At 64.3% G+C, this 13,471-nt stretch carries 17 protein-coding genes and 1 tRNA gene; 11 read left to right on the top strand and 7 right to left on the bottom strand.

Going from position 1 to position 13,471, the window contains the following annotated elements:
• Both LB516_RS11090 and LB516_RS11085 read left to right on the top strand, forming a co-directional pair.
• Positions 1-525: a phage tail protein gene (locus LB516_RS11090; RefSeq protein ID WP_224719534.1), complete on the top strand. Its 525-nt coding sequence runs from the start codon at positions 1-3 to the stop codon at positions 523-525.
• Between the two features lie 7 nt (positions 526-532).
• A complete protein-coding gene (locus tag LB516_RS11085; RefSeq protein WP_224719533.1) occupies positions 533-1,057 on the top strand; it encodes a GNAT family N-acetyltransferase in 525 nt (174 codons plus the stop codon).
• Between the two features lie 15 nt (positions 1,058-1,072).
• On the opposite strand, the gene LB516_RS11080 is transcribed toward LB516_RS11085, so the two are convergent.
• Entirely contained in the window at positions 1,073-1,651 is a 579-nt protein-coding gene (locus LB516_RS11080) for a 2OG-Fe(II) oxygenase (RefSeq protein ID WP_224719532.1), read from the bottom strand.
• A gap of 67 nt (positions 1,652-1,718) precedes the next feature.
• Positions 1,719-1,994, bottom strand: a complete 276-nt coding sequence (locus LB516_RS11075; protein ID WP_224719531.1) for a DUF6916 family protein — start codon at positions 1,992-1,994, stop codon at positions 1,719-1,721.
• A gap of 308 nt (positions 1,995-2,302) precedes the next feature.
• Here LB516_RS11075 and LB516_RS11070 point away from each other — a divergent pair, with 308 nt between their 5' ends.
• The 3 genes from LB516_RS11070 to LB516_RS11060 all read left to right on the top strand — a co-directional run bounded on the left by LB516_RS11070 (position 2,303) and on the right by LB516_RS11060 (position 3,969).
• Positions 2,303-3,109: a SapC family protein gene (locus LB516_RS11070; RefSeq protein WP_224529785.1), complete on the top strand. Its 807-nt coding sequence runs from the start codon at positions 2,303-2,305 to the stop codon at positions 3,107-3,109.
• A 90-nt stretch (positions 3,110-3,199) separates the two neighbouring features.
• Positions 3,200-3,400: a DUF2934 domain-containing protein gene (locus LB516_RS11065; RefSeq protein ID WP_140618224.1), complete on the top strand. Its 201-nt coding sequence runs from the start codon at positions 3,200-3,202 to the stop codon at positions 3,398-3,400.
• A 275-nt stretch (positions 3,401-3,675) separates the two neighbouring features.
• Positions 3,676-3,969 (top strand): adenylate cyclase, encoded by a 294-nt coding sequence (locus tag LB516_RS11060; RefSeq protein ID WP_140822921.1) that lies wholly within the window; start codon positions 3,676-3,678, stop codon positions 3,967-3,969.
• Between the two features lie 94 nt (positions 3,970-4,063).
• Here the strand turns inward: LB516_RS11060 and LB516_RS11055 are convergent.
• Positions 4,064-4,138 (bottom strand) — tRNA-Gly (locus LB516_RS11055).
• Positions 4,139-4,349: 211 nt separating this feature from the next.
• On the opposite strand from LB516_RS11055, the gene LB516_RS11050 reads away from it, so the two are divergent.
• The 4 genes from LB516_RS11050 to LB516_RS11035 all read left to right on the top strand — a co-directional run bounded on the left by LB516_RS11050 (position 4,350) and on the right by LB516_RS11035 (position 7,075).
• Positions 4,350-4,847 carry a prolyl-tRNA synthetase associated domain-containing protein gene (locus tag LB516_RS11050; RefSeq protein WP_015314918.1) on the top strand — a complete coding sequence of 166 codons (498 nt, stop codon included), beginning with the start codon at positions 4,350-4,352 and terminating at the stop codon, positions 4,845-4,847.
• A gap of 84 nt (positions 4,848-4,931) precedes the next feature.
• Positions 4,932-5,954 carry a thioredoxin gene (gene trxA / locus LB516_RS11045; protein WP_224682781.1) on the top strand — a complete coding sequence of 341 codons (1,023 nt, stop codon included), beginning with the start codon at positions 4,932-4,934 and terminating at the stop codon, positions 5,952-5,954.
• 106 nt (positions 5,955-6,060) lie between these two features.
• Positions 6,061-6,732, top strand: a complete 672-nt coding sequence (locus LB516_RS11040; protein WP_015314920.1) for an LON peptidase substrate-binding domain-containing protein — start codon at positions 6,061-6,063, stop codon at positions 6,730-6,732.
• 103 nt (positions 6,733-6,835) lie between these two features.
• Positions 6,836-7,075, top strand: a complete 240-nt coding sequence (locus LB516_RS11035; protein ID WP_140618229.1) for a Trm112 family protein — start codon at positions 6,836-6,838, stop codon at positions 7,073-7,075.
• Positions 7,076-7,103: 28 nt separating this feature from the next.
• Here LB516_RS11035 and LB516_RS11030 read toward each other — a convergent pair whose 3' ends face one another.
• The 4 genes from LB516_RS11030 to ccmA form a co-directional block, all read right to left on the bottom strand.
• Positions 7,104-7,679 carry a DsbE family thiol:disulfide interchange protein gene (locus LB516_RS11030; protein WP_224719530.1) on the bottom strand — a complete coding sequence of 192 codons (576 nt, stop codon included), beginning with the start codon at positions 7,677-7,679 and terminating at the stop codon, positions 7,104-7,106.
• Positions 7,676-7,843, bottom strand: coding sequence for a heme exporter protein CcmD (gene ccmD, locus LB516_RS11025; protein WP_023774434.1), 168 nt, complete (start codon positions 7,841-7,843; stop codon positions 7,676-7,678). Before ccmD ends, LB516_RS11030 begins: the two co-directional genes overlap by 4 nt.
• Before the next feature lie 130 nt (positions 7,844-7,973).
• Positions 7,974-8,639, bottom strand: coding sequence for a heme exporter protein CcmB (gene ccmB / locus LB516_RS11020; RefSeq protein ID WP_224719529.1), 666 nt, complete (start codon positions 8,637-8,639; stop codon positions 7,974-7,976).
• Positions 8,640-8,688: 49 nt separating this feature from the next.
• Positions 8,689-9,297, bottom strand: a complete 609-nt coding sequence (gene ccmA / locus LB516_RS11015; protein ID WP_140660402.1) for a heme ABC exporter ATP-binding protein CcmA — start codon at positions 9,295-9,297, stop codon at positions 8,689-8,691.
• Between the two features lie 285 nt (positions 9,298-9,582).
• On the opposite strand from ccmA, the gene acnA reads away from it, so the two are divergent.
• Together acnA and LB516_RS11005 are read left to right on the top strand one after the other, a co-directional pair.
• A complete protein-coding gene (acnA, locus tag LB516_RS11010; RefSeq protein ID WP_224719528.1) occupies positions 9,583-12,273 on the top strand; it encodes an aconitate hydratase AcnA in 2,691 nt (896 codons plus the stop codon).
• Positions 12,274-12,649: 376 nt separating this feature from the next.
• Positions 12,650-13,459: a DUF1223 domain-containing protein gene (locus LB516_RS11005; protein WP_140822911.1), complete on the top strand. Its 810-nt coding sequence runs from the start codon at positions 12,650-12,652 to the stop codon at positions 13,457-13,459.
• Positions 13,460-13,471 lie beyond the last annotated feature (12 nt).

The raw sequence follows: 13,471 nt of genomic DNA, 5'->3' as shown, positions 1-13,471 counted from the left end.
ATGTCGGACCAATTCGTCGCAGAAATCCGAATCTTCCCGTTCAACTTCGCGCCCACGGGCTGGGCTACCTGCGACGGCCAGATCATGCCGATATCGCAGAACACGGCTCTGTTCTCGCTGCTGGGCACTACCTATGGCGGCAACGGCACATCGACCTTTGCCTTGCCGAACATGCAGGGCAATGCACCCGTGCAGCCCGGCCAGGGTTTAGGACTAAGTCTCTACGACCTCGGGCAGTTCGGCGGCTCGGATACCGTTACTTTGCTCGAATCGGAAATGCCGAACCACGCTCACAACATTCGCGCCGTAACCGACCCCGCTGAACTCCAGATTCCGACGCCGACGCGGGCCATCGCCAGATCGAGCAATGCCAACGCCTACAAGAACACGACCGCCAACATCGTACCGATGGCAAACAACATGCTGGCTCCTGCCGGTGGCGGTCTGCCGCACAACAACCGAATGCCCTATCTTACATTGACTTTCTGCATTGCGTTGCAAGGAATTTTCCCAGCGCGCCCCTGATCTTTCGATGACCGGTTTGCAGAAGGCTAAAGCGGTGTCGACCAGCTGGGTTCGGGCAGCTGGTTTCGGGCTGATGTTTCGCCCGGCCACGGACGCCGATCTGCCGTTCCTGTCGCGGCTCTACGCCTCGATCCGCGCCGAGGAACTTGCCGTCACGTTCTGGACAGACGCACAGAAGGCGGCGTTCCTCGACATGCAGTTCCGGGCGCAGCACGCGCATTATCACGAGCATTATCCCGAGGCCGACTGGCTGGTGATCGTGCAGGCCGCCCAGGACATCGGACGCCTCTATATCGAGCGTTGGCCGAGCCAGCATCGCATCATCGACGTCGCCTTCCTGCCGGCGCATCGCGGCAAGGGTTTCGGCGCGGCACTGCTCGGCGATCTTATCGACGAGGCAAGTACCGTCGGCAAGCCGGTGTCGATCCACGTTGAAAAAAACAATCCGGCGCGCCGGCTTTATCTGCGCCTTGGCTTCGCTGTCGTCGAGGACAAGGGCATCTATGACCTGATGGAGCGTCCGCCCTCATGAAGGCCGCACGCATCATTACGCGCCGCGATACCAGGATACGATGGTGAAACGTTCGCCGCTCGTCACCGGGGTGACTTCGTGCGTCGTTTCCGAACGAAAGGCGACCAGAGTGCCCGGCAGCGCCGGCATGGCAACCCGCAGGTGCGGGCCGCTGTACGGGCCGTGCAGAACCAGCGAGCCGCCGGCATAGTTTGCCGGCGAAGGATCGTCCGATTGACGGTTCAGGAAGAGCACTGCCGAAATCTTCCTGAACCGGGACTCGTCGTGGATGAGCGGCGTGTTGCCATCCTGGTGCGGCACGAAGAAATCGCCTTCGCGATAGTGAAGGAACTGGGGCCTTTCCCAAGTGCCTAGCGCGAGCCCGAAATGCCGTTCCAGGACGGGCCTCTGCTGCGCCAAGACACCGTTCACCCGTGCTTCGGTCGCTTCCGAGACCTCGGCGCGCCTGGTCCTGCGCACTTCCGGCCACGCCGGTTTCTGGTCAGTACGCCCCAGCAGGCCGGCCGGACGACCGCCGGCCTCGCGGATTTCCGCGCACAGCGCGCTGCATGCTGCTTCGTCAAACATGTCGGCGATTTCGATATGGTCGATCATGTGTCGAGCCGCGCCTCCGAACCGCCCGTGATCTGGCCGTCGCTCTCACCGGCCGGACCGCCGAAAATCAGTTGAACACCGCCTCGTAGGTCCGGCCAGTCGCGTCGGCGGCTACCGGTACGATGAAGATGTCGTGGACGCCGCCGGCGCCGGCAAGGCTGTAGGTCGCCTGCGGCAGCGCGATCTCACGCGCCCCCCTGAACAGCAATGAAAAACCACCGCCCGGGCGGGGGCTGGCCGCGATGCGGTTGACGGCGCTCAGTTCGAGCGAGATCCGTCCCGCTCCGGTCTCGATGATGAACGCCTGTCCGATCGCCTGTTCGAAATCCGCCGCCGCCGCCATTTTTGTCGCCTCGAAGCCGTTTGCGCGGCACTGTCGCCGCTTCGCCGCGGGCTGTCCAGGGCTCTTTTTCCGACCAAAATTCCCAGGAAAACCGTCGACCACTTTTCCTCGGAATTGGCGCATCGGCACGGAGCGCTGGCGCGCAAGACATTTCGTCGCCGCAAACCCCAAAATACAGCAACGCGTCCTTTTATGAGCGCCGGTGACACTGTAGTACTTTGTTTCGGCATGGGATTGTTTCGATACGAACCCGGCGCCGGACGCGGATTGGCCGGCCTGATCGGCTTGCCGGAGAAAAAGGACCGACGATGGCTGAAGGTGCGAAAACAGGGACGGCGGCGACAGCAGGGGCCGATGCGATGCCGCTTTTCTACTCCAGGCCGGAGGCGCTCAATCCGGCGCGGCACGGCTCGCTGGGGTTGACCGCGCGCAGCGACTTTTCCTTCGCGCGCTCGGCGCACGCCATCCCGGTGGTGGCGTCGGAGATGCCGGCGGCGATGCGCTCCTATCCGATCGTCTTCATCGGCGCCGCCAAGGCGCCCGTCATCATCACCGGCGTTCGCCAGGACGAGAACCTGTTCGTCGATGCCGACGGCAAGTGGAACGCGCCGCACTACATCCCGGCCTATGTCCGCCGCTACCCTTTCATCCTGGCCGAGGATCCGACCTCGGCCGGCCGGCTGACGCTGTGCGTCGACCGTGCGAGCGACCGTGTCGTCGACCAGCTGATGGCGCCCTTCCGCGACGACAAGGTGCTGCCGTTCTTCGGCGGCAACGAACCGACCGAGGCGACCAGGCAGGCGCTCGCTTTCTGCAACCAGTTCCAGATCGATTTCAGGGCCACCCGCGAGATGGTCGACAAGATCGACGCGCACGGTCTGTTTTCGCCGCGCCAGAGCAAGGTGACGCTGGAAGGCGGCGAAGTGCTCAACCTCACCGACTTCCAGGTGATCGACGAAGCGGCCTTCAACAAATTGAGCGACGAGGCCTTCCTCGACCTCAGAAAGTCCGGCGCGCTCGGCCTGCTCTATTGCCACCTCGCCTCGACCAACAGCTGGACCTCGCTGGTGCACCAGGCGTCGCTTCGCAAGGCGGAGACCGCGAAGAGTGCCTGACGGCATTGCCCGACCTGCCGAGGGCGACGACATCCAAATTGGAACATTTCAGGCGTTGTCCGGTTGCTTCCTCAGGGAAGGAAGACGGCCATGGTGATCAGCCAGGAAGAACGTGTCGCGCATATCAGCAAGCGGGCCCGCGAACTCTGGGAACGGGAAGGCTTGATGCCCGATCGTGAGAAGGCCTGCTGGGACAAGGCGGTCGAGGAGTTCGAGTCCGGCCGGCTGACCGCCGGACGAAAGCAACCAGGCGCGGATGCCGCTGGCGACAGCGCGGGTACCAAACACTGACGCTGATGGCACAATCGGAGCGAACCCAGAGACGTATCGGACCGACGCCAAAGTGGATGCCGTCATGGCCCGCGTCACATACAAGTTCGGGATGGGTCAGTAGCCCAGTCGAGCGGCGCAGGAATTTCCCGTGCACCCAACGGAGGGCGCCTGTGCGACAGGCCACGCCGGCAGCGCCCGGCATCACAGATTCGTGATGCTCGGGATGAACGGCGTCCCGGGTGCTCCCGAGACCGCGAGCGCCCTGAAATCAAACCGATTTTGGGAGAACAATGATGAAACATCACCTTATCCCCGTGGTGCTGGGCTTGCTGATGACCTCCGCCGGCCTGGCCTCGGCAGCCAACGTCCACTCGGTAACGGGGACGAAAGGTCAACCCGATCAAACGATCGGCACCGCTCAGACAGGAAGTGTTACGCCTGGCAATGCCAGCACCGCGCCGGGTTCGGCCTTCAACCCGGACGGAAATGCGGGAACACATTACGCAGGCACCCAGCCGCAGAACTCCAAGAACCCGAAGAGCGTATCTCAGTACGACGTTGCCGGCTTCCAGCAGTCCCATAAGTGACGTCCGGCTCTTAGGCGGTCGAGGTTCAATCCGCCAGAAACGAAAAAGCCGCGGCGAACCGCGGCTTTTCGATGCTTGATTCCCTGGAGGAAACTGGAGCGGGTGAAGCGATTCGAACGCTCGACCCCAACCTTGGCAAGGTTGTGCTCTACCCCTGAGCTACACCCGCTCACACGGCGTCTTGGCCGCAAGCCGGGCCTATATGGCTGAAGACCGCGGCGATTGCAACAGGGAAATAGCAGGCTTTTTGCAACCTTCCGAGCGATGCCGGCAAACCGCCCGCGACGCGCCGATTTCATCGCCGCTGGCGCGGCGGTCTTGTGTCGGCCGCCTCATTGGCCGTAAACGGCAAGGCCGAGAAACCAACGAAGAAGAGACCCATGCCGAAGACCGAAGCTGACCTGATGGCCTTTCTTGCCGAACTCGGCATCGCGGTTTCGACGATACGCCACCCGCCGCTCTATACGGTTGCCGATTCGCAGGCGCTGCGCGGCGAAATCGCCGGCGGGCACACCAAGAACCTGTTCCTGAAGGACAAGAAGGACAATTTCTTCCTGGTCACCGTCGGCGAGGACGCGGTCGTCGATCTCAAGCAGATACATCAGCTGATCGGCGCCGCCAGCCGGGTTTCGTTCGGCAAGCCGGAAATGCTGATGGAGCTTCTGGGGGTCACGCCGGGGGCGGTCACGGTGTTCGGCATCGTCAACGACAGGGAAAACCGGGTCAAACTGGTGCTCGACAAGGATCTGATGGACCATTCCGTCATCAATGCGCATCCCCTGACCAACGAGGCGACGACATCGATTGCGGCCGCCGATCTCATCAGATTCGTCGAGGCAACCGGGCATGATGCTGCTATCTTGAAAGTCTCGGCATGATCGCCACATGGGTGGCAAAGCCGATTTCCAATTGAGACAGGGCGCCGGGCCACGGGCCGGCCGCGCGACCGAAAGGGTGACGAGATGAGCGACAACAATCCGTTTGGCGGATCATTCGGAAACAAGGGCGGCCAGTATGCCACCACGGTGCAGTATGGCGGAACCGAGCCCAAAGCCGGATTCGGCGAGACGTCCGCGCCCCCAGCTGCCGGCCCCACCGCCGGCCCCACCACCGGCGATGTCATCAAGGACACGACGACCGCGGCCTTTGCCGCCGACGTCATCCAGGAATCGCGCCGCCAGCCGGTGCTGGTCGATTTCTGGGCGCCCTGGTGCGGACCTTGCAAGCAGCTCACCCCGCAGCTGGAAAAGGCGGTCAAGGCCGCCGGCGGCAGGGTCAAGCTGGTCAAGATGAACATCGACGACCATCCCTCGATCGCCGGCCAGCTCGGCATCCAGTCGATTCCGGCGGTCATCGCCTTCAAGGACGGCCAGCCGGTCGACGGCTTCATGGGCGCCATTCCCGAGAGCCAGATCAACGAATTCATCACCAAGGTCGGCGGCAAGGGCAATGGCGCGCCGCCGGTGGCCGAGGCCCTGGCCGCAGCGGCGGAGGCGCGCGACGCCGGCGACATGCAGACCGCGGCCGACATCTACGATGCCATCCTGGCGCAGGCGCCGGAAACGGTCGAGGCGATTGGCGGACTGGGCGACCTGCTGTTCGAGGCCGGCGACACCGAGGGTGCCGAGGCGCTCCTGGCAACGGCGCCGGAGGCCAAGAAGGACGCACCGCCGCTGGCTGCCCTGCGCGCCAAGATCGCGCTGGCCGCGCAGGCGGCGGCGCTGGGCAATCCGGCCGAGTTCGAGCGGCGGCTCGCGGAAAATCCCAAGGACCATCAGGCGCGTTTCGACCTGGCCATGATCCAGAACGCCATGGGCGATCGCACGGCGGCCGCCGACAATCTGCTGGCCATCATCAAGGCCGACCGGAGCTGGAACGAGGATGGCGCCAGGACGCAGTTGCTGCAGCTGTTCGAGGCCTGGGGCATGACCGACGAGGCGACGCTTGCCGCGCGCCGCAAATTGTCGGCATTGCTGTTTTCCTGAGCCGGTTACGGTTGTTTTGTCGCAAGGGCTTGTGGCGCCAGGCCTGTGCGCCAGATAGGACAAGGCAGGATTGACGCTTCGCAAGGGAAGCGATCGGAGGAACGAGGTGCAAGCGGGAAACGCGCATTACCGGCTCGCCAAGGATCTGCCATCGACGATCCCGCTCTTTCCGCTCGAAGGCGCGCTGCTGCTGCCGGGCGGCCGCATGCCGCTCAACATCTTCGAGCCGCGCTACCTGCAGATGGTGGACGAGGCCGTCGCCGGCTCGCGGCTCGTCGGCGTCATCCAGCCCGGCCTCAATGGCGCATTGCGCGAGGATGGCGAGCCGGAGCTTTGCAACGTCGGCTGCATCGGTCGCATCATCGCCTTTTCCGAGACCGGCGACGGCCGCTACCTGATCTCGCTGCAAGGCGTGTGCCGGTTCCGCGTCGCCCACGAGCTGACGGTCAAGACGCCGTTCCGCCAGGCGAAGCCGGCGCCCTTCCTCGCCGATCTGGACGAGGAGCAGGCGGCTGATGAAATCGACCGGCCGGCGCTGCTCAGAGCCTTTCGCGCCTATCTGCAGGCCAATGATCTGGAAGCCGACTGGGAAAGCGTCAGCCGCGCCGAAAACGCCATGCTGGTCAACGCGCTGTCGATGATGGCGCCCTATGGACCGGCCGAGAAGCAGGCATTGCTCGAGGCCGCGGACCTGAAAACCAGGGCCGAAACGCTGATCGCCATCACCGAGATGACGCTGGCGCGGGAGAATGAGGATTTTGGCTCGAGCCTGCAGTAGGAATGCGTCGATATCCAGCCGGCCCGCAAATGACGGCCCGACCGATCTCGACAGATCCTGCATCCTGGCTGACAGGCTGGGCGTGAAACCGGAAGAGGACCCAATGGCGGATGGGCGCGACGGAAAGAAGACGAATGTTGACCCGAAGCTGCTGGAACTCCTGGCCTGCCCGCTGACCAAGGGGCCGCTGGCCTGGGACCCCGAGCGCGGCGAGCTGGTCTCGCGGGTCGCCAAGCTCGCTTATCCGGTGCGCGACGGCATCCCCATCATGCTGCCCTCGGAAGCGCGGGTGCTCTCGGCCGAGGATGTGCTGTCGCCGCCACGGCCGGGTGGGCCGAATTGAGGTGGCGCGGAGCCATCGCGACGTCGCTTCAGTTCGGCCTGGTCAGCGCCTTGTCGATCTGCGGCAGCAGAAGCTCCTTGGCGGACTCCGGCGTCAGCGGGCCGACATGCTTGTAGGCTATCTTGCCATCCTTGCCGATGACGAAGGTTTCCGGCACGCCATAGACGCCCCAGTCGATCGCCGTGCGGCCGGCTTCGTCGACGCCGATTGCCTGGAACGGATTGCCAAGGTCGCCGAGGAAGCGGCGGGCGTTTTCCGGCCGGTCCTTGTAATTCAGCGCCGCCATCGCGAACCTTTTGTCCTGCGCCAGCGCCAGCAGCACTGGGTGCTCTTCCCGACATGGTGCGCACCAGGACGCAAACACGTTGACCAGCGTGACCTTGCCGGCGAAGGCTTTCGAATCGAGCCCGGGCAGATTGCTGCCCTCCAGGGGCGGCAAGTTGGTTTGTGGCGCCGGGAGGCCGATGAGCGCCGACGGCACTTCCGAGACATCGCGTCCCGACAAGAGCTGCGACAGGAACAGTCCGGCCAGTCCGAGGAAGACCAGCAGCGGCAAAAACACGAACAGGCGGCGACGGGCCGGCGTTTCCGTCCCTGTGCTCATGGCTTGGCTGCCTTGTCGGAACGGCGGCGCACGCCGGCCGCCTCGAGTTCGGCGAGTTCGCGCTTGCGCGCCCGCTGGTCGATGAGGATCCAGCCGATCAGCCCGGCCAGCGCCACAGCGGTGATCGCGTAGGCCGCCGCGACGTAGAGCGCATGCGCGCTCATGCGCGCCGCTCCATCGCCGCGTCTCGTTCCAGCCGGGTCTTTCCGCCTCGTTCGCTCATGTCTTCCCTTAGCCGCGCGCCGGCGGCTTCGCAATCGGCCGCCACGCCGCAGCCTTCAGACCTCTGGCGCCTCAATCGGTGCCGTGGCGCAGCGCCAGCGCCGCGGCGGTCGGCCCCAGGACGCCAAGAAACAGCGTCAGCGCGGCAAGAATGAGGAAGGGCTGCAGGAACGGATCGGGATTGGCCGTCGCGCCATAGCTCGCCGAAACGCCGAAGATCAGCACCGGTATGGTCAGCGGCAGCACCAGCACCGAGATCAAGAGACCGCCACGCGGCAGCGCCACCGCCACCGCGGCGCCCACGGCGCCGATGAAGGTGATGGCCGGCGTGCCGACCAGCAGCGTCAGCGCCGTGGCGCCTATGGCCAACGGTTCCATGTTCATGAGCAGGCCGAGCAGGGGGGCCGCGACCACCAGCGGCAGGACGCTGCCCGCCCAATGCGCAACGCACTTCACCAGCACCGTCAGCGCCAGCATGTGCCGGTCGTTGCCGAGCACCAGCAGATCGAGTGAACCGTCCTCGCGGTCGGCCTGGAACAGCCGGTCGAGGCCGAGCAGGCAGGCAAGCAGCGCGCCGATCCACAGGATCGCCGGACCGATGCGGGCCAACAGCTTGAGATCCGGCCCAACGCCGAAAGGGATGGTGGCGATGACGGCGAGGAAGAAGATGACGCCGGTCAGCGCGCCGCCGCCGGCGCGGATAGAGAGGCGGATGTCGCGCAGGAAGAGGGACCACATTACGATGTGGTCCCCTGTTGAAGAAGGGGGGCGCCGTAGGGTGCAGTCATCAAAAGGCCTCCCCCATTGCCAACTCTTTCGCCCCTTCCAATCCCAGCGGCAGATGCGTCGCCGCCACGATCATCCCGCCTTCCTCGCAATGCCGGCGCACCAGCCCTGCAAACCGCGCTTCCGAAGCCTTGTCCAGCCCTGCCGTCGGCTCATCGAGCAGCCACAGCGGCCGATGGCTGACCAAGAGTTTCGCGATCGCCGCGCGGCGTCTTTGCCCGGTGGAGAGATAGCCGAACGGCAAATGGCCGATGCCGCCGAGCCCGACCGTTTCCAGCGCCTCCTCCACATCGAGCCGGCCTTCGCCATGGAACTCCCGCCAGAAGCGCAAATTCTCGGTCACGCTCAGCGCCGTCTTCATCGCGTTCTGGTGGCCGAGATAGTGGCAGGCCGAGCCGATCGAGGGGAACTCGTCGCCGCCGCCCTCGAGCAGCAGACGGCCTTCGGTTTTCGGCAGCAGCCCGGCCACGACCCTGAGCAAGGTCGATTTGCCCGAGCCGTTCGGCCCGGTGACGACCAGGGCCTGGCCCTGATCGAGCACAAAGCCGATGCCGGAGAAAACCGGCTCGCCGCCGCGTTCGCCGCCCAGATTTTCGGCGATAAGCCGCATCCCTCGCCTGCCCTGAAATCAATGTTTCGCGAGCGCTGCCGCATCGCACAAATTTGCTCAGCAACTGTCTAGAACTATTCCAGAAAATTCTCTATATGCGGGGCATCCGTGCCAGCGGTCGGCGCGGGAACAGAATTAGCGCCGAACCAGCGCACGCGCCGCCTTGAACGGCTCGGGTTGCTTGGGAACGGACAGCGGAAATGGCCGTACCCGCACCTTTGCGCGTGATTGCATGCCATCGGCGTCCGTTCCCTTTCAGGCTGAACAGACAAGGACGGATCGCACGTGTCAAAATCCCTCGACAGTTTCAATTGCCGCCGCACGCTGAAAGCGGGCGACGCCGAGTATGTCTATTTCGACCTCGTCGAGGCTGAGAAGAACGGCCTCACCGGCATTGCCCAGCTGCCCTATTCGATGAAGGTGCTGCTGGAAAACCTGCTGCGCAACGAGGACGGCCGCTCCGTCACCAAGGAGAGCATCCAGGCGGTGGCAGGCTGGCTGACCGACAAGGGCACCGCAGGCGTCGAGATCGCCTATCGCCCGGCCCGCGTGCTGATGCAGGATTTCACCGGCGTCCCGGCCGTGGTCGACCTCGCCGCCATGCGCGACGCCATGGCCTCGCTTGGCGGCGATCCGCAGAAGATCAACCCGCTGGTGCCGGTCGACCTCGTCATCGACCATTCCGTCATCGTCGACGAGTTCGGCACGCCGATGGCCTTCGCCCGCAATGTCGAGCTCGAATATGAGCGCAACGAAGAGCGCTACAAGTTCCTGAAATGGGGCCAGCAGGCGTTCCGCAACTTCCGCGTCGTGCCGCCCGGCACCGGCATCTGCCACCAGGTCAATCTCGAATATCTCGGCCAGGTGGTGTGGACCAACACCGAGGACGGCGAAACCACCGCCTATCCCGACACCTGCGTCGGCACCGATTCGCACACCACCATGATCAACGGCCTTGGCGTGCTCGGCTGGGGCGTCGGCGGCATCGAGGCCGAGGCGGCCATGCTAGGCCAGCCGGTCTCCATGCTGCTGCCGGAAGTCATCGGCTTCCGCCTCACCGGCAAGCTCAAGGAGGGCGTCACCGCCACCGACCTCGTGCTGACCGTCACCCAGATGCTGCGCAAGAAGGGCGTCGTCGGCAAGTTCGTCGAGTTCTTCGGCCCCGGCCTGTCCAACATGACGCTGGCCGACCGCGCCACCATCGGCAACATGGCGCCCGAATACGGCGCCACCTGCGGTTTCTTCCCGGTCGATTCCGAAACCATCCGCTATCTCACAATGTCAGGCCGCAGCGAGGACCGCATCGCCCTGGTCGAGGCCTATTCCAAGGCGCAAGGCATGTGGCGCGAGGCCGGCTCCGCCGACCCGGTCTTCACCGACCTGCTCGAACTGGAGCTGGACAGCGTCGTGCCGTCGATGGCCGGTCCCAAGCGCCCCGAGGGCCGTGTCGCGCTGGAAGGCATTCCGGCCGGCTTCGCCAAGGCGATGGACACCGAATACAAGAAGGCGGCGGAAATCTCCAAGCGCTATGCGGTCGAAGGCACCGACCATGACCTCGGCCATGGCGACGTCGTCATCGCCGCCATCACCTCCTGCACCAACACCTCGAACCCATCAGTGCTGATCGGCGCGGGCTTGCTTGCCCGCAACGCCAACCGCCTTGGCCTGAAGCAGAAGCCGTGGGTAAAGACCTCGCTGGCCCCCGGCAGCCAGGTGGTGGCGGAATATCTGGAAAAGTCGGGCCTGCAGAAGGAGCTCGACCAGATCGGCTTCAACCTGGTCGGCTTCGGCTGCACCACCTGCATCGGCAATTCCGGCCCGCTGCCCGCTCCGATCTCAAAAACCATCAACGACAAGGGCCTGATTGCCGCCGCGGTGCTCTCCGGCAACCGCAACTTCGAAGGCCGCGTCTCGCCCGACGTGCAGGCGAACTACCTGGCGTCGCCGCCGCTGGTCGTGGCGCATGCGCTGGCCGGCACCGTGACCAAGGACCTGACCACGGAGCCGCTCGGCGACGACAGGAACGGCAATCCGGTCTATCTCAAGGATATCTGGCCGAGCTCGGCCGAGATCCAGGAGTTCATCGAGAAGAACGTCACCCGCGAGCTGTTCGCCCGCAAATATGCCGACGTCTTCAAGGGCGACGAGTACTGGCAGAACGTCAAGGCGCCGGAAGGCCAGACCTATGCCTGGGACAACAATTCGACCTATGTGCAGAACCCGCCCTACTTCGCCGGCATGACCACGGGTTTCGGCAAGATCGGCGACATCAAGGGCGCCCGGGTGCTCGGCCTGTTCGGCGACAAGATCACCACCGACCACATCTCGCCGGCGGGTTCGATCAAGGCCGCCTCGCCGGCCGGCAAATACCTCACCGACCATGGCGTCGGCGTCGCCGACTTCAACCAGTACGGCACGCGGCGCGGCAACCATGAGGTGATGATGCGCGGCACCTTCGCCAACATCCGCATCCGCAACCACATGCTGGGCGAGAACGGCCGCGAGGGCGGCTACACCATCCATTATCCCAGCAAGGAAGAGGAATCGATCTACGACGCGGCGATGCAGTACAAGAAGGAAGGCGTGCCGCTGGTCATCTTCGCCGGCGTCGAATACGGCAACGGCTCGTCGCGCGACTGGGCGGCAAAGGGCACCAACCTGCTCGGTGTCCGCGCCGTCATCGCCCAGTCCTTCGAGCGCATCCATCGTTCGAACCTGGTCGGCATGGGCGTCATCCCCTTCGTCTTCGAGGAAGGCACCTCATGGGCTTCCCTCAACCTCAAGGGCGACGAGTTGGTCGAGATCGACGGATTGAGCACGATCAAGCCGCGCCAGACGATGACCGCCAAGATCACCTATGGCGACGGCACGGTGAAGAACGTGCCGATCATCTGCCGCATCGATACGCTGGATGAGCTCGACTACTTCAAGAACGGCGGCATCTTGCAGTACGTGCTGCGCGATCTGGCGGCTTAGAAAACAGTGAGTAGTGAGTGGGATGCAGAGGACGCCCCGACTCACTACTCCCCTGCCGCGGCACAGCAGACCAGCATACCGCACAGTCCTGCCGCGATGAAGGCAAGGCCGTCAAAGCATTGACCGGCCCAGACCAAAGTCCAGGGCCGGTGCGTTCGCAATAGAGATCGATGTCGGTGAGGAGAACCTGCCGCATGGCGATGATGCCGCCGCTCAATCGAACCACGCCTTGAAATGCAGCGGCTGCTCCTATTGCGGCCTTACCTCACGATTGCAGCGGTAAAATTTCACCGCAACGTGACTTCCCGTTGACTTCCCGTTCTGCCACATATTTCGGCAAAGCAGAACAAAGCCGGCATCACCGGCGGGAATTGGAATGGTCATGGCCTCGCGACGATCATTGTGGCTGGCAGCCTTCGCGCTGGCCTTCTCGGCTTTTGCCGGCGCTGGGCATGCCAGCGAGCCCGAAAGGGCCCAGGCCGAAAAATCCGACAGGCCGCTCGGCGTGGTCGAACTGTTCACCAGCCAGGGCTGCAGTTCCTGCCCGCCGGCGGACGCGTTCTTCGCCGAACTCGCCACAAGGCAAGACCTTGTCGCGCTCGCTTATCACGTCGATTACTGGGACTATCTCGGCTGGAAGGACACGCTGAGCCACAAGGAAAACACCGAGCGGCAATATGACTATATGCGCTATTTCAGCAGCCGTTCGGTCTATACGCCGCAGGCCGTCCTGAACGGCCGCATGCATGTCAACGGCGCCAATCGCGGTGAGGTCGACGGCGCGCTTGCCCGCATGGCCCGTGCCGGCGAAGGCATGCGTGTGCCCATCAAGGTCAGCCGCACCGGCGACCGTGTGATCATCGACGCGGGTGACGCCGGCACCGGCCCGAACGACGCCCATGTCGTCATCGTCTATTTCGACGCGCCGCAGACGGTAAAGATCGGCCAGGGCGAGAACTCCGGCCGCAAGATGACCTATTGGAACGCGGTCACCGGGATCCAGACCGCCGGCATGTGGCATGGCAAGGCGCAGCGCTACGAATTTCCGCTGAGCGAGATCACCAAGAAAGGCGGCTGCGCCGTGCTTTTGCAGTCGGTCGGCAAGGATGGCCTGCCAGGCCCCATCCTGGGTGCGGCTTTCATCCACAAACCGGGATCCGAGGCCTCCCTCGATCGTAAGCTGTAAGGTCACGGGTTC

The organism is Mesorhizobium sp. CO1-1-7 (genome assembly GCF_020164885.1).
GTDB classification, from domain to species: Bacteria; Pseudomonadota; Alphaproteobacteria; order Rhizobiales; family Rhizobiaceae; genus Mesorhizobium; species Mesorhizobium australicum.
This window is presented reverse-complemented; position numbering and strand designations above follow the sequence as displayed.